At 63.7% G+C, this 26795-nt stretch carries 17 protein-coding genes and 1 pseudogene; 14 read left to right on the top strand and 4 right to left on the bottom strand.

Translation table 11 applies throughout. The annotated features are described in order from the left end of the window. The 6 genes and pseudogenes from HLH36_RS11045 to HLH36_RS11020 all read left to right on the top strand — a co-directional run. Positions 1-199 (top strand): annotated as a pseudogene (locus tag HLH36_RS11045) (phosphate ABC transporter ATP-binding protein); the annotation flags it as partial. A 25-nt stretch (positions 200-224) separates the two neighbouring features. Beyond that, entirely contained in the window at positions 225-920 is a 696-nt protein-coding gene (phoU, locus tag HLH36_RS11040; RefSeq protein WP_182968881.1) for a phosphate signaling complex protein PhoU, read from the top strand. A 13-nt stretch (positions 921-933) separates the two neighbouring features. Then, on the top strand, positions 934-1665 hold the full coding sequence (phoB, locus tag HLH36_RS11035) for a phosphate regulon transcriptional regulator PhoB (RefSeq protein WP_246376719.1): 732 nt from the start codon (positions 934-936) through the stop codon (positions 1663-1665). Between the two features lie 39 nt (positions 1666-1704). Beyond that, positions 1705-3000: an ATP-binding protein gene (locus tag HLH36_RS11030; protein WP_182986415.1), complete on the top strand. Its 1296-nt coding sequence runs from the start codon at positions 1705-1707 to the stop codon at positions 2998-3000. Between the two features lie 85 nt (positions 3001-3085). Further along, positions 3086-4090: a phosphate ABC transporter substrate-binding protein PstS gene (pstS, locus tag HLH36_RS11025; protein WP_182986414.1), complete on the top strand. Its 1005-nt coding sequence runs from the start codon at positions 3086-3088 to the stop codon at positions 4088-4090. Between the two features lie 318 nt (positions 4091-4408). After that, positions 4409-6103: an OprO/OprP family phosphate-selective porin gene (locus HLH36_RS11020; RefSeq protein ID WP_182986441.1), complete on the top strand. Its 1695-nt coding sequence runs from the start codon at positions 4409-4411 to the stop codon at positions 6101-6103. A gap of 153 nt (positions 6104-6256) precedes the next feature. Here the strand turns inward: HLH36_RS11020 and HLH36_RS11015 are convergent, their stop codons facing one another. Further along, complete coding sequence (locus tag HLH36_RS11015) at positions 6257-7219, bottom strand: LysR family transcriptional regulator (protein ID WP_182986413.1); 963 nt, start codon at positions 7217-7219, stop codon at positions 6257-6259. Positions 7220-7359: 140 nt separating this feature from the next. Next, a complete protein-coding gene (locus HLH36_RS11010) occupies positions 7360-7839 on the bottom strand; it encodes a CBS domain-containing protein (protein WP_182986412.1) in 480 nt (159 codons plus the stop codon). Positions 7840-8084: 245 nt separating this feature from the next. Between HLH36_RS11010 and ilvD the strand changes: the two genes are divergently transcribed. The 4 genes from ilvD (at position 8085) to HLH36_RS10990 (ending at position 16375) form a co-directional block, all read left to right on the top strand. After that, a complete protein-coding gene (gene ilvD, locus HLH36_RS11005; RefSeq protein ID WP_182986411.1) occupies positions 8085-9941 on the top strand; it encodes a dihydroxy-acid dehydratase in 1857 nt (618 codons plus the stop codon). Between the two features lie 484 nt (positions 9942-10425). Beyond that, positions 10426-13599 (top strand): efflux RND transporter permease subunit, encoded by a 3174-nt coding sequence (locus tag HLH36_RS11000; RefSeq protein ID WP_182986410.1) that lies wholly within the window; start codon positions 10426-10428, stop codon positions 13597-13599. Continuing rightward, positions 13599-14780: an efflux RND transporter periplasmic adaptor subunit gene (locus tag HLH36_RS10995; RefSeq protein ID WP_182986409.1), complete on the top strand. Its 1182-nt coding sequence runs from the start codon at positions 13599-13601 to the stop codon at positions 14778-14780. The genes HLH36_RS11000 and HLH36_RS10995 overlap by 1 nt, the downstream gene beginning before the upstream one ends. Beyond that, positions 14777-16375, top strand: coding sequence for an efflux transporter outer membrane subunit (locus tag HLH36_RS10990; protein ID WP_182986408.1), 1599 nt, complete (start codon positions 14777-14779; stop codon positions 16373-16375). The genes HLH36_RS10995 and HLH36_RS10990 overlap by 4 nt, the downstream gene beginning before the upstream one ends. Before the next feature lie 66 nt (positions 16376-16441). Here the strand turns inward: HLH36_RS10990 and HLH36_RS10985 are convergent, their stop codons facing one another. Then, positions 16442-17377 carry a hydrogen peroxide-inducible genes activator gene (locus tag HLH36_RS10985; protein ID WP_182986407.1) on the bottom strand — a complete coding sequence of 312 codons (936 nt, stop codon included), beginning with the start codon at positions 17375-17377 and terminating at the stop codon, positions 16442-16444. 102 nt (positions 17378-17479) lie between these two features. Here HLH36_RS10985 and HLH36_RS10980 point away from each other — a divergent pair, with 102 nt between their 5' ends. Then, positions 17480-18934: a catalase gene (locus HLH36_RS10980; RefSeq protein WP_182986406.1), complete on the top strand. Its 1455-nt coding sequence runs from the start codon at positions 17480-17482 to the stop codon at positions 18932-18934. 39 nt (positions 18935-18973) lie between these two features. On the opposite strand, the gene HLH36_RS10975 is transcribed toward HLH36_RS10980, so the two are convergent. Then, positions 18974-19672 carry a GNAT family N-acetyltransferase gene (locus HLH36_RS10975; protein ID WP_182986405.1) on the bottom strand — a complete coding sequence of 233 codons (699 nt, stop codon included), beginning with the start codon at positions 19670-19672 and terminating at the stop codon, positions 18974-18976. Between the two features lie 344 nt (positions 19673-20016). Here HLH36_RS10975 and HLH36_RS10970 point away from each other — a divergent pair, with 344 nt between their 5' ends. From HLH36_RS10970 to HLH36_RS10960, 3 genes are all read left to right on the top strand, one after another. Beyond that, positions 20017-22434: a TonB-dependent receptor gene (locus HLH36_RS10970; RefSeq protein WP_182986404.1), complete on the top strand. Its 2418-nt coding sequence runs from the start codon at positions 20017-20019 to the stop codon at positions 22432-22434. 8 nt (positions 22435-22442) lie between these two features. Next, positions 22443-24464, top strand: coding sequence for a phosphocholine-specific phospholipase C (locus HLH36_RS10965; RefSeq protein WP_182986403.1), 2022 nt, complete (start codon positions 22443-22445; stop codon positions 24462-24464). Between the two features lie 704 nt (positions 24465-25168). Next, entirely contained in the window at positions 25169-26587 is a 1419-nt protein-coding gene (locus tag HLH36_RS10960) for a diguanylate cyclase domain-containing protein (RefSeq protein WP_182986402.1), read from the top strand. The last annotated feature ends 208 nt before the right edge of the window (positions 26588-26795 follow it).

The following is a 26795-nucleotide window of genomic DNA, read 5'->3' as shown; positions in this document are numbered from 1 at the left end:
CGAGGAATTGCTGGACGAGCTGAAAGGCGAGTTCACGATCGCGATCGTGACGCATAACATGCAGCAGGCGGCGCGCTGCGCGGATCGGGTGGCGTTCTTCTACATGGGCGAGCTGGTCGAGGTGGACAGTGCCGACCGCATGTTCACCGCCCCGCGCGAGCGGCGCACCCAGGATTACATCACCGGCCGGTTCGGCTGAGTTCGGCGGGCAGGGGAGACGCACCATGGTCAAGGAACAGGCGCACACCGTCAGCAGCTACGAGCAGGAACTGGACCAGGTCCGGGGGATGCTGGTGCGGATGGGCGGAATTGTCGAAAGCCAGATGGCGATGGCGATGGCTGCGATCGTCGACCGCGACGAGGACGCGGCGATGGAGGCATCGGAGCGTGATCCGCAGGTGGACGAGCTGGAGCGTGAGGTCGAAACCCTGTCGATCCGCCTGCTGGCGCTGCGGGCGCCGATGGCGGGCGACCTGCGCGAGATCGTGGCGGCGATGAAGATTTCGGGCGACCTGGAGCGGATCGGCGATTGCGCCGCCAGCATCGCGCGCCGCACCTTGCGGCTGGATGCCGGGGACGCGCGCCTGTCGCCGGGTGGGTTGCGCACCATGGGCCGGCTGGTGCAGGAGAATCTGCGCCGGGCGATCGACGCCATGAGCCAGCAGGACAGCGAGCGTGCGGTCGAGGTCTGGCAGTCGGACGCGGCGGTGGACGAGCTGTATACCGCCATGTTCCGCGAGCTGGTGACCTACATGATGGAGGACCCGCGTACGATCCGCTCCTGCACCCATCTGCTGTTCATCGCCAAGAACCTGGAGCGGATCGGCGATCACGCCACCAATATCGCCGAACGTGTTTATTTTGCCGCCACGGGTGAGCAACTGCCGGTCGTAAGGCCGCGTGGCTTGCCGGTGGTATAACGGAATCGAAGTGATGTCGGGTACGATGACGGATACGGCTGAGGCAGCAGGCGGCGCGCGCCGGGCATATGTTCTGGTGGTCGAGGATGACGACGCGCTGCTGATGCTGGTGCGGTACAATCTGGAAAAACTGGGATACGAGGTCGGCGTGGCCGAGGACGGCAACCAGGCGCTGGCGCGTGTCGCGGAGCGCCGGCCCGACCTGATGATCCTGGACTGGATGCTGCCCGGCCTCTCGGGGCTGGATGTGTGTCGGCGCCTGCGCGAGCAGGAGGCGACCCGCGCGCTGCCGATCCTGATGCTGACTGCCCGGGCCGGTGAGGTGGACAATATTCGCGGGCTGGATGTCGGTGCCGACGATTATGTGGTCAAACCCGTCAGCATCGAGGCGTTACAGGCGCGTATCCGTGCCCTGCTGCGCCGGGCACCGCCGATGGAGCAGGTTCTGCGTTTTGCCGATGTCACGATGGACACGGTGGCCCATCGGGCCGAACGCAACGGGCGCGCGTTGGCGCTGGGCCCCACGGAATACAGGATCCTGGAGTTTTTCCTGCGCAATCCGCGCCAGGTGTTCTCACGCGAGGATCTGTTGCAGCGGGTGTGGGAACGCGGGGTGCATGTGGAACTGCGAACGGTCGACGTGCATATCAGGCGTCTGCGCCTGATCCTGAACGGGCCGGGGGAGGGCGACATCGTCCGGACCGTCCGGGCCGCCGGCTATGCGCTGGATGACCCGCGCCCCTGATTGCGGGGCCTGCGCGCATGCCGGGCCGGGAGTTGAATCATGTCCGCAATAGCGGCCGAGAATATCGTGGCGGCCCTGGGGGTGCTGGGGGCGGGGGCGATGGGGTGGCGCATGATCGCCAGCCGGCGCGCCGCCACAATGTCCGTGGCCGGAGGGGATTCCGTCCATGCGGCTCCGCCCTCGGCCGATGCCTTGTCGCGCATGATCGAGACGCTGGACCTGGTGCCGGCGGCCGTTCTGGTGCTGGATGCCGGGGGGCGTATCCTGCATGCCGGGCCTGGCGCATGGGAACTGTTCGGCGACAGCCTGGGTGCGATCGTGCGGCATCCGGCATCGCTGTCCGCCGTGCTGGGGTTGCGGGACGGCGACCGGGCCGAAGTGGATATGATGCTGGATGTGCCGATTCGCCGTGCGGTGCGTGGGCAGTTCCGCAGGATCAGCATCGGGCCGGGGCAGTCGGTGGTGCTGGCCACCCTGCAGGATGGGAGTGAGCGCGACGCGCTGGAGCGCATGCGGACCGATTTCGTGGCCTATGCCAGCCATGAGCTGCGCACGCCGCTGGCGGCGCTGACGGGTTTTATCGAGACGCTGCGTGGGCCGGCTGCCGACGATCCGTCGGCGCAGCAGCGCTTTCTTGAAGTCATGGCTGGGCAGGCGGGCCGGATGCAGCGCCTGCTGGACCGGTTGCTGATGCTGTCGCGGGTGCAGATGATCGAGCACCGCAAGCCGCGCGGCACGGTCAGCCCCGCCGCCATCGTCTCGCGCGTGCGTGACGAGGCCATGCCCCTGCTGGAAGGCGGGCCGGCCAGCCTGGCTGTCGACCTGCCCGCCGGCTTGTCGGATTTTGCCGGCGATGCCGACCAGGTGGTCCAGGTGCTGCTGAACCTGATCGAGAACGCGATCAAATACGGATCGGACGAGCGCGATCGCGCGGTGACGATCGGCCTGCGTGTGCGCCAGACGGTGCCGGCCGCGCTGATGGGCGTGGTGGGCGCGGGCAAAATCCATGGACCAGGAATGGAGGGGGGTGTCCGGCAGGGGATCGCCTTTACCGTGACCGATAACGGGCCGGGGATCGAGGCGCGTCACCTGCCGCGCCTGACGGAGCGCTTCTACCGCGTCGAGGGAAGTTCTGCCCGGCGGACCGGGACCGGTCTGGGGCTGGCGATCGTCAAGCATATCATCGACCGGCATGACGGGCGACTGACGGTCGAAAGCCGGGTGGGGAAGGGGACGGCCTTTACCGTGTGGTTCCCGTTCGGGGAGGTCGTGTCTTTGAAACGTCATGAAACTGTCATAGACACATCATGCCCTCAGCCGGCTGATCCGGGCTAGGAGGGGGCACCCGGGACAGGTGTGCCATATCGCTTGGTCGCCGTTGCCCAGGTTGTCTGTCATGCTCGTCCAGGAACGGAACCCGATGCGTCGTCCTGTCAAATTCCTTGCCGCGCTTATGTTTGCGGCTGGTCCGGCTGCCCTCTCCGTCGCGCACGCCGCCGACATCACCGGAGCCGGCTCCAGCTTTGCCGCCCCGATCTACGAAGCCTGGGGTGCCGCCGCCAAGCGCGCCACCGGCGTCGCCGTGAACTACCAGAGCGTTGGCTCCAGCGCGGGCCAGAACCAGATCCTGGCCGGCACGGTCGATTTCGGTGCGTCCGATGCCCCGATGGATGCGGCCAAGCTGGAAAAAGGTTCGCTGTTCCAGTTCCCGACCGTGATGGGCGGCATCGTGCCGGTGGTGAATGTTCCGGGTGTGAACGCCAACGCGCTGCGCCTGACGGGCGACGTGCTGGCCGACATCTATGCGGGTACCATTTCCTCGTGGAACGACCCGAAGATCACGGCGCTGAACCCGGGCCTGAAGCTGCCGGACCTGCCCATCGCGACGGTTCATCGCGCGGACGGTTCGGGCACGACCTTCGTGTTCACCTCGTACCTGTCGCGTGAATCGCAGTCGTGGCACGATTCGGTCGGCGCCGGCAGCTCGATTGCCTGGCCGGGTGGCGTGGGCGCCCGCGGCAATGACGGCGTCGCGGCCTCGGTCCGCAACACCGAAGGCGGTATTGGCTATGTCGAATATGCCTATGCCAATCGCAACCACATGACGACGGTGCAACTGAAGGGCAAGGCCGGCGATTTCGTCACCGCCAACCTGGACAGCTTTGCCAAGGCCGCCAGCGCTGCCGACTGGAAGGGTGCGACCAATTTCGCGGTCGACCTGCTGGACACGCCGGGCCAGGGCGCGTGGCCGATCGTCTCCGCGACCTATGTGCTGGTGCCGAAGCCGCCGAAGGATGCGGACAAGGGTGCTGCGGTGCGGAAATTCTTCGGCTGGGCTTTCGACAATGGCGATTCGGCTGCCAGCCGCCTGGATTATGTCGTTCTGCCGGCTTCGGTGAAGGCGGCGGTGCGCGCCGCCTGGTAACAGGCGCGCTCCATCGGTGCGGAAAAGGCGGGGACCTCGGTCTCCGCCTTTTTTATTTGTTCGGCGTTGAAAATATTATCTTTTATCCAGTTTTCTGTCGTCGGGTCGTAAATAATTCTGTCATATTTGACCGGGCCCATTTGGTATTTCTTGTTTCATCTCCACTGTGGTGTGTATGCAACAGCGTGTAACTTCATCTATTTCAATGAGTTGCAGTATTTTGTCATCGTTTTGTCATACAACAGTTATAAAATCATCACACCGAAAAAAGTCAGCGCAGTTTACGAAGCTGTCATCTTCTCCTTCGGAACGGATGATATGCGTCTGCGATCTTCTCTTTCTGCCTTGTTCTGCACCACGGCATTGCTGGGCACCGTCTCCATGATCCACCCAGCGTCGGCAGCAGACTCGCAGGATGCGCAACTGCGTGAACTGCGCCGGGAAATGCTGGAGATGCGGAACCAGATCAAGGCTCTGAAATCTCGCCTGAACGAGCCCGACACGAACACCCGGACCGCCCGGGTGGCCGCAGCGGCGCATCGTTCCGAAATGTCCAATCGCATGGCGCATGACATCAATATCGGCGAGCCCATTCGTCCGAGCGTTGGCGTGCTGAATTCGAATGGCGCCGGAACGCCGCCGTCGGATCGCGCCGTGGTCGAGTCCTGGAGGGATTTTCAGGCTGCTACGAAGAGCGACGAAGAAGTTGCCGTCGGTGGCATGAAGATCGGTTTCCCCAACGGGCGTTTCACGGTCCAGTCGAAAGACGGTGAATATGCGCTGTCAATCGGTCTCGCCTTCCATGAGGATTTTGGCGGCTTCATCACCAACAATCCGCGTGGCAACGAGGCGAAGGGGGCATTCAACGCCTTCACGACCAACCAGCGCCGCCTGCGTATTCCCTTCATGTTCCGTTACAAGAACTGGGTCGCGGCCGTTACGCCCGATTTCGGCGCCAACCATAACGACGGTTATGTCGGCCTGTATGAAGGCAACCTGAACTATACCGGCCTGCGCAACACGGTGCTGACGGTTGGTTACTTCCAGCCGCGCGTGACCGAAGAGGATGCGGAAAGCTCCAACGACTTCATGACGCTCGAGCGTCCGAGCATTACCGATATGGTGCGTAACATCGCAGCCGGCGATGCGCGCTTCAGCGTCGGTGGCATGCATTACGAGAAGCGCTGGTGGATTGCCGGTTACTTCACCGGTCAGGAGTGGGGTCATCGTAACCCGTCCGACAACGGTGCCACCTATTATGGCGGTGGCAGCGGATCGGTCGTCGACAGCCAGACCGGCGGGGTGTTCCGCTTCGCCGGCCGGCCGATCGCGACGAAGGACTGGGACCTGCACATGGGTGTGTCGGCGATGTCGGCATTCAAGGTCCAGGGCACGGGTAGCCACAACCGCACGACGTCGTTCGGTCAGCGTCCGGAATTCGATATCGGTGAAGGCAGCATGTCTGCCACCGGTACCATTCCGTTCGTCTCGCATGTCTGGGCAGCCGGTCCCGAACTGGGCCTGCGTTGGCGCCGCCTGCTCGTGAAGGGCGAGTATTATCACGTCGGGATCGAGCGTTCGCAGGCGACCCTGCCGACGCTGAACTTCCAGGGTTGGTACGGTGCGGCTGCCTACACGATCTTCGGTACGCCGCGCATGTATAACTACAAGGAAGGTGCGTGGGGCGCGCCGGGCGTCAAGGCGACCGAAGAATTCGATCCGGCCCACAACCAGTGGGGCGCCCTGGAGGTCGTCGGTCATTACAGCGTGATCGACCTGAACGACAACGCGCATGATCCGTCGGCGCTCGCCTCCAGCAAGATGTATAATTATTATGGCGTGAATGGTGGCCAGCAGACGGTCTGGCAGGGTGGGCTGAACTGGTACCCGAACCGCCATTTCGCGATCAAGGCGGATTACAGCCACTTCATCGTGTCGCGTAGCCAGCAGGCGACGAATACGCTCGGCCGCACCGGTGACTCGGTCGAGGCCCGCGTGCAGGCGACGTTCTGAAAAGCGACCGGAAGGACATGTGCACCGGCGTGCGCATGTCCTCCTGACCCTGCGGTTGCTGCAAAGGGCGTGCGGATTTCGGTCCGTGCGCCCTTTGTTTTTGCGGCGTCTTTTCTTCCGCCGCGCGACCAAGGCACGTTTTTCAACCGCAGTTCAGGCGTTTTCGTTGGATGCGGTGTTCAGGGCCGCGCGGAATGCATCGGTCATCAGGCTGTTTTCGGCGTCCTTCTTGACGACGAAATGCAATTGGGTCGCCAGCGGGGGCAGGTCGGCGCATGATAGCTGGCGCAACTGTCCGTCGCGGACCATCGGGGCGGCGAAGGCGTCGGGCAGGAAGCCGAGATAGACGCCCGTCAGGATCAGCATCGCCCGGGAATCGATCGTTTCGGCCGAAGCGGAAAAGGTCAGGCGGCGGCGGATGGCGGGCCATTGGGATGCCGTGGCGGCGTCGGAGACGTCGATCAGGCGCTGCGCCTCCAGCATTGCCAGCGTCAATGGTCCCTCATGGTCGAACAGCGCGTGCCGCCGGCCGCAATACAGGTGCAGCGTTTCCGAGACCAGGATGCTGGCGCTGAGGGCCGGCTGGGCGTTTGGCATCAATGTCAGCGCCGCCGTCGCCCGTCCGTCCAGCAGCGCGTGTTCGATATCGGCAGCGGCGGCGGACGTCATGCTGATGAAGACCTGGGGATGCTGGCGGGCGAAGATCTCCAGGGCCCGGATGATGCCGGTTTCGCCATAGACCAGCATGTTGTCGATGACGTAGAGCGCGAAGCGGCCGGACAGCACGCCGCTGGCGATATTGATCCGGTCCCGGAAGCGGTCGATGTCGCGCAGCAGGTCGTCGGTCGCGTCCAGGACCGCTCGGCCTTCCGGCGTCAGGGCGAAACCGCCGCGCCCCCGGCGGCACAGGCGGATGCGCAGGCGCTGTTCGAGGGACGAGATGTCGATGCTGATCGACGATTTGCTCTTGCCCAGCGCCAGTTCGGCGGCGGCGAACCCGCCGCGCGTCGCCACGGTGCGGAACACGCGCAGCAGGCGCAGATCGACTTCGGCCAACTGGCCGGAAAAGCCCTGGGGGGAGCGGGCCGGGGCAGGCCCGTGCCGGGGATCGGCCAAGGGAGCATCCTTCCTCTCTGCGGGGGAGGGTGCATATCATGGCCGGGCGGTGGAACGCCATTTCCGGGTCGGCCAGAACCCATCGGAATACAGGAAACGCGCGCCGGGTCGCCGCCAGCGCGCATGTCCGGCCGGGCTTTTCAGGACGCGACGGGGCGCGGGGGCACCGCGGCGTAGCCACCGTCCTGCATGACGTAGGCACGCATCTCGCGCGCCAGGGTCTCGGCCTCCTCCAGCCGCATCCTCACGATGTCGCCGATACTGACCAGGCCGACCAGATGGCCGCTACCGTCGAGGATCGGCACATGGCGGCTGTGGCGGCGGGTCATCTTGCGAGCGACCGACTGGATGTCCTCGGAGCGGGTGGCGGTCGGGACCTCGCGCGTCATGATGTCCCGCGCGTTCAGGCGTTCGATATGCGCGCCGTGATGCGCCAGGGCATCGACGATCGAGCGTTCCGAGACCATGCCGGCGAGATGGCCGGCCGGGTCGACGACCGGTACCGCTCCGATGCGGCGTTCGACCAGCAGGCGGGCAATTGCCGTGACGGGCTCATGCTCGCCGACGGTGATGACGGCGGGGCCCTTGTCGTTGAGGATATGCAGAACGGGGATGCTCATGGGGTGTTCCTCCCTTTGGCGTCCACGCTTCATGAGTGGCGTGGTTGCTGTGTGGTGACATGGGGTTTTCTGGCGCCCGAACAATGTCCCGGCTGGTCATGACGACGTGAAAGCGCGGACGCACGGGGTGTGGTGCTTCACGGCGGGGGGAAACGTCTCATATAAGGGAGGCGCGCCGGGACGCGGCGCATCGGGGCCAAGCGGCCTCGCCCCGACCTGCCCTGTCCGGAAAGGCTTTACGTATCATGCCCGCCTATCGTTCCCGCACCACGACGCATGGCCGCAACATGGCCGGGGCCCGCAGCCTGTGGCGCGCCACGGGCATGCAGGAATCCGATTTCGGCAAGCCGATCATCGCCATCGCCAATTCCTTCACCCAGTTCGTGCCGGGGCATGTGCATCTGAAGGATCTGGGCCAGCTCGTGGCGGGCGCGGTGGCCGAGGCGGGCGGAATCGGGCGTGAATTCAATACGATCGCGGTCGATGACGGCATCGCCATGGGGCATGGCGGCATGCTGTACAGCCTGCCCTCGCGCGAGCTGATCGCCGATGCGGTGGAATATATGTGCAACGCACATTGCGCCGACGCGCTGGTGTGCATCAGCAATTGCGACAAGATCACGCCGGGCATGCTGATGGCCGCGATGCGGCTGAACATCCCCGTCATCTTCGTCTCGGGCGGCCCGATGGAGGCCGGTCGGGTGACGGAAGGCGGCATCGAGCGCCATGTGGACCTGGTGACGTCGATGGTCTCGGCCGCCGATCCGCGCGTCAGCGATGCCGAGTCCGAATCGATCGAACGGTCGGCCTGTCCGACCTGCGGATCGTGCTCGGGCATGTTCACCGCCAATTCGATGAACTGCCTGACCGAGGCGCTGGGCCTGGCCCTGCCGGGCAATGGCAGCCTGGTGGCGACCCATGCCGATCGGCGCGAGTTGTTCCTGGAGGCCGGGCGGCGGATCGTCGGGCTGGCCCGCCGCTGGTACGAGCAGGACGATGCCAGCGTGCTGCCGCGCGGCATCGCCACCATGGAGGCGTTCGAGAATGCGATGACGGTCGATATCGCCATGGGCGGGTCGACCAACACCGTGCTGCATCTTCTGGCCGCCGCCCATGAGGGGGAGGTGCCGTTCACCATGGCCGATATCGACCGCCTGTCGCGCCGGGTGCCGCATCTGTGCAAGGTCGCGCCGTCGAAGGCCGACGTGCATATGGAGGACGTGCATCACGCGGGTGGCATCTTCGCCATCATGGGCGAGTTGAACCGGTTGGGATTGCTGCATCGCGAGGTGTCGATGGTGCATGCGCCGTCGCTGGCGCAGGCGCTGGAGCAGTGGGACGTCACGGTGCCGGATGTGCCCGAGGGGGCGAAGACCCTGTTTCGCGCCGCCCCCGGCGGCGTGCGGACCACGCAGGCATTCTCGCAGGCCAGCCGGTATCACGCGCTGGATCTGGATCGGGCAGAGGGGGCGATCCGCGATGGCGCGCATGCCTTCAGCCAGGATGGCGGGCTGGCGGTGCTGTACGGCAACATCGCCGAGGACGGTGCGATCGTGAAGACGGCGGGTGTCGCGGCCGGCCTGCTGCGCTTCAAGGGGCCGGCACGGATCTTCGAAAGCCAGGACGATGCCGTGTCGGCCATTCTGGGCAACCGGATCGTGGCGGGCGACGTGGTGGTGATCCGCTATGAGGGGCCCAAGGGCGGCCCCGGCATGCAGGAGATGCTGTATCCGACCAGCTACCTGAAATCCAAGGGGCTGGCCGAGTCGTGCGCGCTGATCACCGACGGCCGGTTTTCGGGCGGCAGTTCGGGCCTGTCGATCGGCCATATCTCGCCCGAGGCGGCGGAGGGCGGTGCGATCGGCCTGCTGCGCGATGGCGATTTGATCGAGATCGACATCCCCGGACGGATTCTGCGCGTCGACCTGCCCGACGCCGAGCTGTCGGCGCGCCGGCTCCAGATGGAAGAGACGGGCGATGCCGCCTGGCAGCCCGACCGGACGCGCACCGTGTCGGTCGCGTTGCAGGCCTATGCGGCCCTGACCACCAGCGCCGCGCGGGGCGCGGTGCGCGATGTCGGGCAGCTTCGCCGCCGCGGCTGATACGGGTGACGAGAGCGGCGTGCCGGGGAAACCCGGGCGCCGGCTCGTATTTATAGCGTAACGATGTCTATTTTATGTTACGTTGCGCAATAATTTATCGGACAGTGATGAAGAGTTGGGCATAGAATCGCCCTTTCCCGGTGGTGACGCGGGCTTCATGAAATTTGTTTTCGGAACATGGACATCTTTTCATACATACTTTGAAATATATCTATGTATAGGCTGTTGAGAGACAGCGTCGCTCTTGCGGGCACGCGCGCACGGGGAGCCAGAGATGACCATCACGCCGCATAATCCCTGATCCGAACAGGAATAGTCCCGCGCCATGCGCGGTGACGAGGCCGGACCCGGCCCCGGTTGGCGGAAGGGCGTCGATATTCATTCCGAATAGGAAATGATTTGGCGTACCTGTCTTCCGGACGCGGTTGTACGGCCTGTTTCCTCCTGATGCCGGTAAAAGCCCTGGACGGGGAAAAAGTCACCTATGAATGCAATCGTCGTGACGGCCCTGCGACGGCCGTACACATTTGTCGTTCTGTCGATCCTGATCGTCTTGTTCGGCGTCATGTCCGCCCTCAAGACGCCGACAGACGTCTTTCCCAATATCAAGATTCCGGCGATCGCCGTGGTGTGGACCTATGGTGGTCTGCTGCCCGACGAATTCGCCGCCCGCGTCATGTACAATTACGAGCAGGGCGTGACCTCGACGGTCGAGGGAATCGAGCACATGGAGTCCGATTCCTATTACGGCCGGGGTATCGTGAAGATCTTCTTCCAGCCCGGCACGGATATCGGATCGGCCGAGGCGGACGTGACCGCGATCTCGCAGACGGTGCTGATGCAGTTGCCGGAGAAGATTCCGGCACCGATGATCATGAAGCTGGAAGCATCGTCGGTTCCCGTCATCACGCTGGAACTGACGTCCGACACCATGACGCCGTCCGACCTGTTCAAGCTGGCGCAGATCCGCGTTCGGACGCTGCTGGTGACGGTGCCGGGCGCGATCGTGCCGCATCCCTATGGCGGCATGGATGCCTTCGTGATGTTCGCGCTCGACCAGAAGCAGCTACAGGCGCACCATCTGTCGGCGATGGACGTGCAGAACGTCCTGGACAAGCAGAACATCGTGCGACCGGCCGGCGACCAGAAGATCGGCGCGACCGACTGGATGGTCGCGACCAATGCGCAGCCGCGATCGATGGAAGAACTGGCGAATATCCCGATCAAGCGCGTCGGCAATTCCGTCATCTACATGCATGATCTCGGCCAGGTGTACCGTGGCGGCCATCCTCAGACCAACCTCGTGCTGGTCAAGGGGCGGCAGGCGGTCATCATGGTGGTGATGAAGAGCGGCGAGGCCTCGACTCTGGATGTCGTGTCCGGCGTGAAGGCACTGATGCCGCGCCTGCAGAAGGTCATTCCGTCCACGGCCCATATCTCGGTCCTGAACGATGCCTCCGGCTTCGTGAAGGATTCGATCGTGGACGTGCTGCGCGAGATGATCACCGCCGCGTTCCTGACCGGCCTGGTGGTGCTGCTGTTCCTGGGCTCCTGGCGCTCCACGATCATCATCGCCACCTCGATCCCGCTGGCGATCCTGTGCGCGGTCATCGGGCTGGGTTGGGCCGGGCAGACGATCAACGTCATGACCCTGGGCGGGCTGGCGCTGGCGGTCGGTATCCTGGTCGACGATGCCACCGTGATGATCGAAAATATCGATACGCATCTGGAAATGGGCAAGGAACTGGAGGTCGCGATCATCGACGCGGCCAACCAGATCGTGATCGCGACCTTCGTGTCCACCACCTGCATCTGCATCGTCTGGCTGCCGCTGTTCGAACTGGGCGGCGTTGCGGGCTGGCTGTTCATGCCGATGGCCGAAGCCATCATCTTCGCGATGATCGCTTCCTTCATCCTGTCGCGCACCCTGGTGCCGACCATGGCGAAGTTTCTGCTGGCGGGGCAGACCCATGGCGCGCATGGGCATGACACGCATGAGGACCAGTTGAAGGGGGGAAATGTCTTTTCGCGCTTTCAGCGCGGGTTCGAACGCCGGTTTACCGCCTTCCGCGAGGCATATGGCCGGTTCCTGGAACGCTCGATCGCGCGACGTGGGCGCTTCGTGCTGATTTTCCTCGGGGGGTCGCTGCTCTCGATGGGATTGTATGCGGTCGCCGGGCGCGACTTCTTCCCGGAAATCAAGTCCGACCAGTTGCAGATGCATATGCGCGCGCCGCTGGGTACGCGTATCGAAGTGGCCGGCCGGATCGCGACGCTGGTCAGCGACCGGATCCATCAGCTACTGCCCGGCAAGGTGGATGACGTGGTAAGCAATTGCGGCCTGCCGGAAGGCCCGCACAACCAGGCGTTCATCCCCACACCGACGATCGGAACGCAGGATTGCGACCTGACGATCACGCTGACCGAGGCGGAAGCACCGGTGTGGGATTATCGCGCCGTGCTGCGCAAGGGACTGTCGGCGAGCTTTCCCGGCACGGTCTTTACCTTCCAGCCGGCCGACCTGACGGCCCGCATTCTCAATTTCGGCTCGCCCGCGCCGATCGATATCAAGATCGCTGGTCCGGAACTTGGCAAAAGCTATCAGTACGCCCTGGAACTGGTGAATAAGCTGCGGCTTGTGCCTGGTGCCAGCGACGTATCGCTACAGCAGACCATGAAGACGCCGACCCTGTTCGTGAAGGGGGACCGGACCTTCAGCCAGGCTACCGGCGTCGACGCCGCCGATCTGGCCGACAATGAACTGATGACGCTGTCGGGCAGTTCGACCGTCGATCCGCAATATTGGTACGATCCGGTCTGGGGGGTGACCTTCCTGCTGAATACCTATGTGACGCAGAACCAACTGACGCACTTCAACGACCTGCTGTCGATTCCGGTCGACAAGGGGGATGGCGATCCGTCGGGCAAGGGGATGCAGCTGTTGGGCGCGATCAGCACGATCTCGGCAAAAGGGACGCCGGGGCAGGTGTCGCACTATAATTCGATGCCGGCATTCGACATCTACGTGTCGGCCGAAGGTACCGATCTGGGAACCGTGCTCGCTGGCGTGAACAAGGTGATTGCCCAGACGGCGGGTGACGTGCCGCGTGGCGCCGCCGTGGATGTGGAAGGCCAGGCGACGACGATGCGCAGCGCCTATGTGCAGCTTGTCGGCGGGCTGGCGGTCTCGATCGTGCTGATCTACCTGCTGATCGTCGTCAACTTCCAGTCGTGGCTTGATCCGTTCATCATCATCTCGGCCCTGCCGGGGGCGTTGGCGGGCATCGCCTGGAGCCTGTTCCTGACGCATACGCACCTGTCGGTGCCTGCCCTGACCGGTGCCATCATGTGCATGGGCACCGCGACCGCGAACTCGATCCTGGTCGTGTCCTATGCCCGTGAGCGGCTGGAAGTCCATGGCGATGCGCTGAAGGCGGCGCTGGAGGCCGGATATGGACGTATCCGCCCCGTGCTGATGACGGCCGCAGCCATGATCGTGGGCATGGTGCCGATGTCGATCAGCAACTCGCAGAATGCGCCGCTGGGCAAGGCGGTGATCGGCGGGCTGATCGTGGCCACCATTTCCACGCTTCTGTTCGTCCCTTGTGTCTACGCAATTATCTACAACCGCTCGTCGAGCCGGAAGGAGACCGTCTGATGGCTTCCCTGTCACGCAATACCCTTCTGGCGACGGGGGCATGTGTCCTGGTCGCGCTGGTCGGCTATCAGGTGGTGACCCGCGTTCACGCGGTAAGCGAGCTGCGTGCGGAAACGCTGCGCAACGCGCTGCCCGACGTCGCGGTGATCCAGGCGAAGCCTTCGCCGAAGACCGTGACCCTGACCCTGCCGGGGAATATCGATGCCTGGTACCAGGCGCCGCTCTTCCCGCAGGCCTCGGGCTACGTGAAGATGTGGTACAAGGATTACGGTGCCGAGGTGAAGGCCGGCGACGTGCTGGCCGAGATCAACGCCCCCAGCCTGGACGCGCAATACGCCCAGGCCAAGGCCGATCTGGCGGAGGCGCAGGCCAAGTACAACCTGGCCGTGGTCAGCGCCAATCGCTGGCGGGCCATGGGCAAGTCGCAGGCGGTGTCGGGCCAGTCGGTCTCGGTCGCCGATGCGAACGAGAAGGCCGGGCTGGCGCAGATGCAGGCGGCCGAGCACAAGGTGGATCAGTTCACGGCGCTGGAGCGTTTCAAGACCATCGTGGCGCCGTTCGACGGCGTGGTGACGTCGCGTGACATCAATGTGGGCGACTATGTGAGCAGCGGGGCGGGGGAGCATGGCAGCAATGGCGACGCCAGCCAGCTTTTCACCGTATCGGACATGCATAAGATGCGCCTGTTCGTGTCGGTGCCTGAAACATTCTCGTATATTCTCAAGCCCGGCATGACGGCGGAAGTCAGCGTGCCGCAGTTCGCGAACCGGACCTTCAAGGCAGACTTCCTGACCATCGCGCGGGGATATGACCCCAACACCCGCACGGCGATCACGGAATTCACCATCGACAACGACAAGCATGAGCTGTGGCCTGGCACGTTCGCGTCGGTGAAGATGACGGCGCCGTCGACGCCGGGTGTGTTCCAGATCCCGACCGCTGCCCTGGTGTTCGAGGAGAAGGGCATGCAGGTCGCGGTGCTGGATGCCAATGATGTGGTGCATTATCACGACATCGAAGTGGGGCGCATGGCAGATGCCGAGACCGATGTGACGTCTGGGGTTTCGCCCACCGACCGGATCATCAACAACCCGCCGGCTGACCTGCTGGAAGGGCAGAAGGTGCATGTGGTCCAGCCGGCGAAGGGGTATGATCAGGAAAACGAGGAAATCGAGGGATGATCATGCGATCATTGCGCCGGACCATGATGTCCGGCGGGGCGATGCTGTCGCTGGCGGCGCTATCCGCCTGCGATCTGGCGCCCGCCTATCATCCTCCGACCTACATCGTGCCCGCAAGCTGGCATGGGCAGGGGGTATTCGCCACCGCGACGCCGGCGGATACGCAACTGCCGTCGCGCTGGTGGACGCTGCTGCACGATCCGCAGCTCGACGCGCTGGAAGACAGGGCGGTTGCGGCGAATGCGGATCTGCAGGCGGCGGCCGAGCGTTTCGTTCAGGCAAGGGCGATGGTCATGAGCGCGCGGGCTGACCTGCTGCCGCATTTCGGCCTGGCCTTCGGCGCGTCGGACAACAAGCAGTCGGCCGACCGGCTGTTCCGCTACAAGGGGGCGCTGACCCAGACCGACGAATTCTATGGCGGCCTGGCATCGTGGGAGCCGGATTTCTGGTCGGAGATCCGCAACCAGGTGCGCATGGCGAAGTTTTCCGCCCAGGAGAAGGCGGCGGATTATGCCGGTGCGCGGTTGAGCTTGCAGGCGGAGCTGGCCAGCGATTATGTCGCCCTGCGCGGGTATGACGCGCAGGATGCGATCTATCGCAAATCCATCGCCTATTACGAACAGGCGTTGAAGGTCACCCAGACGCAGCTTGCCAACCAGGCCGCGCCGCGCCTGGACCTGGCCCGGGCGCAGAACCGCCTGTATGTGACCCAGGCGGCCGAACTGGACATCCAGGCCGAGCGTGAAGTGACCGAGCATGCGATCGCGGTACTGACCAACAGCGCGCCGTCCGGTTTCCATATCGCGCCAACCGACCGGCTGGCGTTCGTGCGGGCGGCCATTCCGGTCGGCGTGCCGTCGGACCTGTTGCAGCGGCGGCCGGACGTGGCATCGGCGGAACGCGAGATGGCGCAGGCCAACCGGGCCATCGGGGTGTCGCGGGCGGCGTTCTATCCGCATGTCTCGCTCAATGCCAATGGTGGGTTCGATGCCAATGGCTTCGACCTGGCCAATCTGGCGAACAGCATGTGGTCCTATGGCGCGTCGGCCTCGATGCCGATCTTCGAAGGCGGGTTGCGTCGTGCGGCGTTGCAGGCATCCTGGGCCAGCTATCGGGAAACGCGCGATCGCTACCGGTCTTCGGTGCTGAGGGCGTTCCGCGAGGTGGAGGACGGATTGTCGCGTACCGACCGTCTGTGGGCCGAAAATGGCCGGCTGAAAGCGGCGACATCGGCTGCACTGGACATGCAGAACATGACCATGACCCTGTACAAGGGGGGGGTGTCGCCTTATCTGGACGCGATCGTCGCCCAGGAAGCCGCGCTGGAAGCCCAGATTTCGCAGGTGCAGGTTGAAACCCGCTATTTCCAGGCGGAAATCGGGCTGATCCGTTCGCTGGGCGGCGGGTGGAGCGACAAGCTGCTGCCGACGCCTGACCAGACGATGACGTTCTCGGTCCTGCAATATGACGGGCTGCATCATCCCGATCCGGCGGGGGGGATCGACAGCGTGCGGGACGAGGGACCGTTCGACAATCTGGCCGGATCGGCCGCGGCACCCGGAATCGGGACGGCGCCGGTCCCGGCTGGCCATTAGCAAGGACCGGGCATCAGCAACCGGTCGCTATCCGGCACGGGTCAAACAGGAAAAGGCGGGGCGAATTCATCGCCCCGCCTTTTTCGTGTTCGTGCTGAGCGCCTGAGCCAGTTTTTCGAACAATGGCGTGCGCGGGTCGGTGGCGCGCCACCACAGCCCGATGGTCCGGCCGATGTCGGGCGATGCGAACGGGATGGCGCGGGAGAAGCCGCGTGCGTCGGTGGCTGTATCGACCGCCAGTGCCGGCATGACGGCGATTCCCTCGCCGGCGTCGACCATGTAGCGCAGCATCTCCACGCTGGTCGCGATCGGGCCGTCCAGATCGGCCTGGGGCGGAGCCGGGCTGCAGAGCGACACGGTCTGGTCGCGCAGGCAATGACCTGGATCGAGCAGGATCAGGTCGGCATGGTCGAGGTCGGTGGAAGACAGCGCGGCTTTCGCGGCCAGCGGGTGGGTCCGGGGGGCCAGGACGCGAAACGGTTCGAAGAAGAGGGGGGCGGAGGTGATGCCGGCCTCCGGCACGGGCAATGCCGCGATGGCGATATCCAGCGTGTAATCGAGCAATCGCCGGCCCAGTTCGGCGGTCCGGTCCTCGGTCAGGCGCAGTGCGATGTCCGGGTGGGATGTGCGAAGCCGCCGCAGCAGGGTGGGCATGTAATAGGGGGCCAGCGTGGGGATGATGCCCAGCGCCAGGGTGCCGGTCAGGTCGTGTCCGGTGCCGTGTGCCTGTTCCATCAGGACATGCGCGTCGCGGACGATGCGTGCGATGAGGGGGATCAGGGCCGCGCCGCGCGCGGTCGGGCGTGTGCCCCGGCGCCCGCGTTCGAAGAGCGTGCAGCCCAGCAGGGCCTCGACCTTGCGGATCTGCTCGCTCAGGCCCGGCTGGCTGACGCCGCAGATCTGCGCGGCCCGGCCGAAATGGCCGGTGCGGCCGACCGCCAGGACATAATCCAGATCGCGCAAAGTGAGGCCGGCGAGAGAGTGGAGAGGAGGAGGCGTCATACGATAAGTATGTCCTATCGGCAGGATAAAAAGAATCGATTTTATCTATCTATCGGAGGCTGGTACGCACGGTCCTGCATCATTTCCGGAAAGGGAAACGCCATGTCCGACCAGATTGTCCGCCCCGCCCTGACGACCAGCGCGGGTACGCCCGTGCCTGACAACCAGAACAGCAAGAGCGCCGGTCGTCGCGGGCCGCTGCTGCTGGAGAATTACCAGTTGCTGGAAAAGCTGGCGCACCAGAACCGCGAGCGCATTCCCGAGCGGGTGGTCCATGCGAAAGGTTCGGGCGCATACGGCACCTTTACCGTTACGGGGGATGTCGCGCGCTATACGCGCGCCGCGATTTTTGGCGAAATCGGCAGGACGACGGAGGTCCTGGCCCGTTTTTCGACCGTCGCGGGCGAGCGCGGAGCGGCGGATGCCGAGCGGGACGTGCGGGGCTTCGCGCTGAAATTCTATACCGGCGAAGGCAACTGGGACCTGGTGGGCAACAATACGCCGGTCTTCTTCATCCGTGACCCGATGAAATTTCCCGATTTCATTCACACGCAGAAGCGCCACCCGCGCACCAACATGCGTTCGGCGACCGCCATGTGGGATTTCTGGTCATTGAGTCCGGAAAGCCTGCATCAGGTTGCGATCCTGTTCTCGGATCGCGGATTGCCGCGCGGGTTCCGCTTCATGGATGGGTTCGGCAGCCATACCTATTCGTTCTGGAACGACGCGGGCGAGCGGTTCTGGGTCAAGTTCCACTTCAAGACCCATCAGGGGCATCGCCACTGGACCAACGGGGAAGCCGCGGACATTGTCGGGCAGGACAGGGAGAGTTCGCAGCGCGACCTGTATGACGCCATCGAGGCCGGTGATTTCCCGCGCTGGACGCTGTCGGTGCAGATCATGCCGGAGGCGGATGCCGCGCGGCAATCCTTCGACCCGTTCGATCTGACCAAGGTCTGGCCGCACGGGGATTTTCCGCTGATCGAGGTGGGCGTGCTGGAACTGAACCGCAACCCGGCGCATTATTTCGCGGAAATCGAGCAGGCGTCGTTCTCGCCGTCGAATATCGTGCCCGGAATCGGCTATTCGCCCGACAAGGTCCTGCAGGCGCGGCTGTTCGCCTATGCCGACGCCCATCGCTATCGCGTCGGCACGCATTATGAAAGCCTGCCGGTCAACCGGCCGAAATGTCCGGTGCGCACATATCATGCCGACGGGGCCATGCGCTTCGACGCGCCGCAGGGCACGGATGCGTATTACGAGCCGAACTCCTTCGGCGGCCCGGTGGAAGACCCGGGCGCGAAGGAGCCGCCGCTGCGGCTGGAAGGCGAGGCGGGATATTACGACCATCGCGTGGACAATGACGATTACAGTCAGCCCGCCGCCCTGTTCCGCCTGTTCGATGAGGGGCAGAGGCAGCGTTTCTTCGGGAATATCGCGGCTGCCATGCAGGGGGTCCCCGGTGAAATCGTCGAACGCCAACTGGCGCATTTCGCCAAGGCCGATCCGGCGTGGGCGGAAGGCGTGCGCCGGGCGCTGGAGGGCGCGGCCGGATAGGCACCGTTCCCGGCCGGGGCGGCGTCCCGGCCGGCCCGGTCAGGCGGCGGAGAAGGCGGCGGCGGTGACGGTCTGGAACGGGGTGAATCCCAACGACCCGTAAAGTGCGATCGCACCGGTGTTGGTTGCGTAGCAATGCAGGAAGGGAATGCCTCCCCGCCCCAGAATGCGTGCTGCCACCTCCCGCATCAGCAAGCCGGCATAGCCGCGTCCGCGATGGTCGGGATGGGTGCAGACGCCGCTGACCTCGACATACGCATCGGGTTGCATACGCTCGCCGGCCATGGCGACCAGACGGCCCTGGTCCCGGATACCGATGAAATGGCCCAGCGCACGGGTATGGGCGCGAAAGGGGCCGGGCTGTGTCAATGTTGCCAGCGCCAGCATCTCCACCGCGTCATCGGCACCCAGTTCCACGATATCGAAGCGGATAGGGGCGGTCGTGACCGTATGGGCGACCATCTGCACGCAATCCGCCTGCTTGAGCATGATCAGGCCGGGTATGCGCCGAGGCGGATTTCTTTCCAGCAGCCAGATTTCGTCTTTCGCCGCCAGCATGGCCAGATCATGGAGTGCCGGTCCGGAATCGTCGATGGCGGCCGCGAACGGGCCATAGGCTGGGTCGAATCGCACGGCGTGGCCTCTCGCGACGGCGAAATCGTGCTGGCGGCCTGTGAGGGCGTGCCAGACGGGCCGGTCGAGAGGATGGCCATCCGACCGTTTTACAAGCTCGGACATCAGGATGCTTTCGGACGCGTTAAAGCCGGCCTATGCGGCTGCTCCGATTTCCTGACGAAGTCAACAAATCGGTCGGACGACCGGCATGGCCGCGCTTCAGCCGAATCGTGGAATGAATCCGTCAAAATATTGTTTCGTTTCGTCATCTCTTCTCAAATGGCTTTGATTCTCTTGGCAGGAAGATGTTATTGGATGAAAATGTAACGATAAAGAAATAAATTGGCGGAAGGAAGAAGCGACTGTCATAAAATCATAACGAGACCTGATCGGGCGCCAATCATATGAAGGCGGCCATAGGCCCGGAATGGCGTCATGGCGACGCACAGCCAGCAGGACGAAGCGATATGAACAAGAGCACGGCCCTTTTCGTGACCACCTGTCTTGCCGCTGCCATGATCCATCACGGGGCAATTGCTGCGGCTGCAAGCCACAAGCACAAGGTTCGCAAGTCTTCGTCGCAGGCGGCTCCCGTGCCGGCGCAGGGAGCACCGGCCGTCGCCATGCCGGTTGCGGTGGCGCATCCCGCCGTCGTGCCGGCGGCGCATGTTGCGAGCGGGAACGAGGCGATCGTCGTGCTGGGCGCGGGGGCCGCGCGCGAGACGCAGACCGTGTCGCATCTGGCGATCCAGCAATATGTGCCGGGCACCAGCCCCTTCAAGGCGCTTTCGAAACTGCCGGGTGTCATGTTCACCTCGTCTGACCCGCTCGGGTCCTACGAATGGTCGCAGCAGATCATCATCCGCGGGTTCGACCAGAGCCGGCTGGGGTTCACGATGGATGGGGTGCCGCTGGGCAATCTGGCCTATGGCAACGATAACGGGCTGTCGATTGGCCGGGCGCTCCAGACCGAGAATAACGGGCGCGCGACGTTGACCCAGGGTGCGGGGTCGGTGGGTGTGGCCGCGTCGAACAATCTGGGTGGTGCGCTGGAGTTTACCTCGATCGACCCGACCAGCACATTCGGCGTGGACGTGGCGGGAACGGTCGGTTCGGCCGGCACCTGGCGCACCTTCATGCGGGTCAATAGCGGGGTGCTGCCGGGCGGCGGGAAGTTTTATGTCTCTTACGATTACCAGGACGCCAACAAGTGGAAGGGTGATGGCATCCAGCGCCAGCAGCAGGCCAATGCCAAGTTCGTCCAGCCGCTGGGCGAGCATGTGAAACTGACCCTGTTCGGCGACTGGTCGCTGCGGCAGGAGAACGACTATCAGGATCTGTCTCTGGCAACGATCGCGAGATACGGATACCGGGTCGACAATATTACGGGCAATTACAATCTGGCCAAGCAGATCGGTTATGCCTACCAGAACGGCACGGCCTATCCGGCCGGGATCGGCAACACCAATTACGGCAGCTATCCGGATTTCGTCTATTACAACGCGGCCGGCTTGCGCCAGGACGCGATGGGCTACGGACGGCTGGATTTCGACCTGACCGACCGCCTCAAGGGGTTCGCGACGGTCTACGGCCATACCAATAGTGGCGAGGGCGTGTGGGCCACGCCGTATCAGGCGACGCCGGCGGCGCTGGGTGGCTCACCGCTGTCGGTCCGGACGACCGAGTATGACATCCATCGCGAAGGCTTTCTCGGCGGCCTGACTTACAAGGCGGGCCGCCACACGATCGAAGGCGGGTTCTGGTTCGAGAACAACGATTTCGAGCAGGCGCGGCGCTTCTATCCGCTGGGTCTGAACGGAACGCCGAGCAGCACCTACTGGTACAAGAACAACTGGTTTGCCACCCAGTGGCAGGGCGCGTTCAATACCAGGACCTATCAGGTTCATCTGCAGGATACGTGGCAGATCACTCCGGCCCTGAAGCTGAATTATGGCTTCCGGTCGCTGATTGCGGACAATAATGCGCGTCAGATCGGCAGCAATATCCTAGGTGTGAAGGGGCCTGACGGCTATCCGTCGGGTTCGATCGAGGCGAGCAACGGCTTCCTGCCGCAGGTGGGGGCCAATTACCGCGTCAATGCGCATAATGAAGTGTTTGCCGATTTCGCGCGCAACATGGCGGCGTTCGACAATTCGAACACCGGGGCGACCAGCCCGTTCGCCACGACGATCGCGGGCTATGAAGCGATCAGGAACAAGCTCAAGCCGGAAATGTCCTATTCCGAGGAGATCGGCTACCGCTATCACGACCATAATATCCAGGCCTCGATCACCGGCTACTATGTCGAGTTCGAGAACCGGCTGCTGACCATCACGCAGGGAACGGGCGTGCAGGGCAATGCGTCGGCGCTGGCCAATGTCGGTGGCGTTACGGCGCGCGGCGTCGATCTCGCCTTCAACTACCAGTTCGCCCCCAATTGGTCGATCTATGCGTCGTATGCCTTCAACGACTCGAAATATGACGACAACGTCAATAGTGGCGGGACCATCTATGCCGTCCGGGGCAAGGATGTGGTGGGCATGCCGCGCAACCTGGCAAATGTGCAGATCGGCTATGATGACGGGTCGATCTGGGGCAATATCAACATGCAGTTCCAGGACAAGCGCTCTTATACCTACCTGAATGATGCATGGGTGCCGGCGAACGACGTGTTCAACCTGAATGTGGGCTATCGCTTCCATAGCAGCAACTGGTTGCTGCGTGGCGTGGACGCCCAGGTGAACGTGAGCAACCTGTTCGACAAGCGTTACGTCGCGTCGGTCGGCACCAACGGGTTCGTGTTCTCGGACCCGACGCACACCTTTGCCACGCTGCAGGCAGGGGCACCGCGCATGGTGTTCTTCACGCTGCGCAAGCATTTCTGACCGGCCCGATGCGTAATGCCCCCGGACGCCGGCGCTTCCTGCAATGGAGCGCGGGGCTGGCGGCCGGGGGTGTGTTGCCCGACAATCTGCGCCGGGCCCTGGCCGTTCCCCCGCATCGTGTGACCGGCACGATCGCGGATGTGGCGCATGTGGTGATCCTGATGCAGGAGAACCGGTCGTTCGATCATTATTTCGGCTGTCTGAACGGCGTGCGCGGCTATGGCGACCCCAGGGCCGAACGCCTGCCGGACGGGAGTTCCGTCTTCGCCCAGCCGGATGGAAAGGGCGGGCGGGTGCTGCCGTTTCGCCTCGATACCGCCCATACTTCCAGCGCCTGTCTGGCCAGCCTCGATCATAGCTGGAAGGGAACGCAGGCGGCATGGGATGACTGGAATAACTGGGTGCCGCGCAAGACGGCCATGACGATGGGCCATTTCACCCGAACGGAGATCCCTTATTATTACGCGCTGGCCGACGCGTTTACGATCTGCGACGCCTATCATGCCTCGATCTTCGGGCCCACCAATCCGAACCGGCTTTATTTCTTCACGGGCACCAATGGCCTGGCGGTGGGCAATCTGGGTCGGCAGGCCATCGAGAATGTCGATGACGGCAACTGGACCGCCGACATGGCGCATGACCGTGCATCGTTCGCGCCATTCCGTTGGACGACCTATCCCGAACGGTTGCAGGCTGCCGGGGTCTCGTGGCGGGTCTATCAGGAATATGATAATTTCGGTGACAATCCGCTGGCATCATTCGCCGCTTTCCGGAAACTGGAGCGGCGATCATGGCGATATCAGCGCGCGCGGCGCGTTGTTCCGGGGTCCAGCCGCGCGAACATGAAGAATTCGGACGGCCGGTATCTGGTCGAGGCGTTCGAGCGGGATGTGGCGAGCGGTCGCCTGCCGCAGGTATCGTGGATCGTGCCGCCCACCGCCCTGTCGGAGCATCCCGACGCGCCGCCGGGTTATGGCGAATTCCTGATCTCGCGCCTGATGGATGTTTTCGTGCGCTATCCCGATATCTGGGCGAAGACGGTCTTCATCCTGAACTACGACGAAAATGACGGATTCTTCGACCATGTGCCGCCCCCCGTTCCCGCCCTGGAGGAGGCTCAAGGAGGCGGCACCGTTCCGGTGACGGGCGAGGTGTATGAGGGTGTGCCGGTCGGGCTCGGTCCACGGGTGCCGGCCCTCCTGATATCGCCCTGGAGCACGGGCGGCTGGGTCAACTCGCAGATTTTCGATCATACCTCGGTTCTGCGCTTTCTTGAGGCGCGGTTCGGTGTGGAGGTGCCGAACATCACCCCGTGGCGCCGCACGATCTGCGGGGACCTGACCTCGGCCTTCGACTTCACGCGCAAGGATGCATTGTGGCCGGCGGCCCTGCCGGATACCTCAGGCTATTGGGTTCGGACTCAGGCCTCGTGCCGTCTGCCGCCGCCGGTGATCCCCGACCGGCAGTCTCTTCCCCGTCAGGAAGACGGGCAACGGCCGGCCCGGCCCCTTCCTTATGACCTGCATGCCGATCTGGACGCGGGGGGTACGCTCCTGCTGGGCTGCGCCGGCACGCAGGGGGCCGTGTTTCGGGTGCGCGACGGGCATGGCGTGCGCCATTATACGGTTGGGGCCGGGGGCGGACATGCCGTCGCGGTCGACGGGGTGGTGACGGTGCAGGGACCCAACGGCTTCTATCGGGGTTTTACGGCCTGTGCCGGCATTTCGGTGGCCTTGCGGGCGGGGACCTCTTTGGACGCGGTCGTGCTGCGGTTGGGCCAGGATACTGGCGCCGCGCGCAGGGTTGTCGTTGTGGATGCCTATGGGGATAGGCGATGGGAGGCTACGGTGCCACCGTGGGGATCGGTCGATGTCACGATCGAGATCGGCCGGAGCGACCATTGGTACGACCTGACGGTTGAACTGGACCAGGGAAACCAGCGCGTTATCCGGCTTGCCGGTCATCGCGAGACCGGGCGGCCCAGCCGCACCGACCCTGCCATCGGCAGCATGGCCGGTCTGCCCGTCTGACAGCCGCATTGCCAACGCGCCCTGATGACGATTCTGTGTGCGTTGGCGGACGCCGGTACGCAAAAATACATGCCTTACGTGATCTTCACGGGTCTTTTTTGTGTATCGGACCATATTTCCATTCAGCTCGTCAGTGTCCGGCCGGAATATCTGCCGTCTGGACTGGTATTGAAAATTTATATAACAAAAGAAATGCCGTGATATTTATGGATTGGGGGTGTTCGTGTCCCGGTGGAAGGTAATGAACAAACGTCCGATGTTCTTCTGAGAGCCCGACCGAAAATGCGCGCTGGCGGCGATCCAGCGCGTGTTGCCTGCGCTTCGGTGCTCATGGCCATCAAGACCACTCCGCTCCGATGCTCGGAAACGCACGCCGGGCGCGGCCCCTTGGGCCGCTCTCGCTCGCCAGCCCACATTTTCGGTCAGGCTCTGAAAGATGTCGAGCCTGCCTCACATCCGGCGGCGCATCCGGCGGGGGAGGGGACGGTGTGCGCTTTATATTTTGATTTTGGTACAAAAGAGTGCCAGCCTCTTCGGCCATACAGGGGGCGGTTGATAGGCTGCATGCTGTCCGTGTTGAATGGCATTTATTTCTCGCGGTCATCAGGGTGCTGGTTGTACTGGATGCGCTGCGCGAGGGGGCAGGGTTGGGCTGGAGACCTTATCGTTCAGCAGAAACCAGACGAGGCACCGGACCGGCCGCGATGCTTGTTGCGGTCTTTGGTGCGAGTTGCCTGATTTCTCGTTTCTTCTTTACGGACGAACTCGGCTATTCCTCCTTCTGGCCGCCAAACGCTGCGATGCTGGTCGCGCTGCTGACCTTGCGGCCCCGCCTGGCAACGGGGGTTCTGGCCGCCTGTCTGGCCATCAATTTCGAAATCAACAGGTTCGCCGGTGCGCTGTCGCCGCCCGAGAGTCTTCTGGCGTGCGGTCTGAATGTGCTGCAGGTGCTTCTGGCCGCCCCGGCGACACGCCGCTTCTGTGGGGCGAAGATCGATCTGACGCGCTCGCGCCGTTTCGCGGCGTTTACCGTTATCGCGCTGGTATCGGCGGCCATCGAGGCGGCGATCGGCGTTGCGATCGAATATTGGTTGCTGGGAGACGCCGCGCCGCCATTCCGCGAATGGATGCAATGGGTTCTCTGCGACGCGCTGGGGCTGCTGCTGGCCACGCCCGCTGTGCTGAATCTGCTCCGCTACTCGCGTCCGGGGCAGATCATCTGGCGGGTCGAGAAAGAGAACCTGGCCCTGCTCCTGTCCTGTGTCGTGCTGACGATCCTCAGCTTCGCCTGGACGCGCTCACCATTGTTCCTGTTCCTCTACCCGGCCCTCGCGATGCTGGCCTTTCATGCCAGGCCCGCATGGAGCCTGACGGCCGTCTTCTTCGTCTCTGCCTTTGCCTCGGCGCTGACGGCGCATGGACTGGGGCCGATCGCCCGATTATCGCCGGACGGCACGCTGATGCGCGAAGGCATGATGCAGCCTTACCTGTTTTCGCTGCTGCTGGTCGTGCTGCCGATCAACAATGCGGTGGGTGAAAAACGGCGCGACACACGCCGGCTGATGATGATGAAGGCCAATCTGGAACATGCCGCGACACATGACATGCTGACCTCGACCATGAATCGCCAGAAATTCGAGGCGATTTTGAAGTCGATAGTCGGATGGCAACAGCCGGGGGTGGTTCTCTTCATCGATATCGACGATTTCAAGGGGGTCAATGACAGTCTGGGGCATCAGGCGGGAGATGCATTCCTGAAGGCGTTCAGCGTCCGGCTGCGAGGACTGGTGACGTGGCGCGGCGGTTGTGTCGGCCGTTTTGGTGGCGACGAATTTGCGGCGTTCGTTCCGGGCAGGTTTTCGCCGGAGGAGTTCGATGCGCTGTGTGTCATGATTTCCAGCGCGCTACGCGCACCCTATTGCTTTGCGGGAGTCACGCGATCGGTGACGGCCAGTATCGGTGCGGTGATGACCGGTATGGATCGCATTACTGCCGATGAACTGATTCACCGGGCCGACACAGCCCTTTATGCGACCAAGGCGGCCGGTCGCGATGGATATACGCTCTTCAGGGAGCCCGCGGCCGACGATCTGGTCCCTTTTCCGGCGGGCCGAGCGCGGTAAGGAGGGGCGGCCGCCCCGTCGAGATCAACCCGGCGTCAATTGCGTGATCAGGCAAGGGACCAGCCCGTTCAGGCCGGATCGAAGCGGGAGAGGAACGTGCCGTCGCTCGCTGCCCGTTGCATTGCATATGGCATGTCATGTCGTATTCGAAATAAGTGGCGTCGCTTCCGTTCATGAATGGCGCCATCCGGTCCCTTAACCTGACATT

It is taken from the genome of Gluconacetobacter aggeris (assembly GCF_014174395.1).
Classification (GTDB): domain Bacteria; phylum Pseudomonadota; class Alphaproteobacteria; order Acetobacterales; family Acetobacteraceae; genus Gluconacetobacter; species Gluconacetobacter aggeris.
Note: the sequence above shows the minus strand (reverse complement) of the source record. Positions and strands in the feature narration are given on the sequence as shown.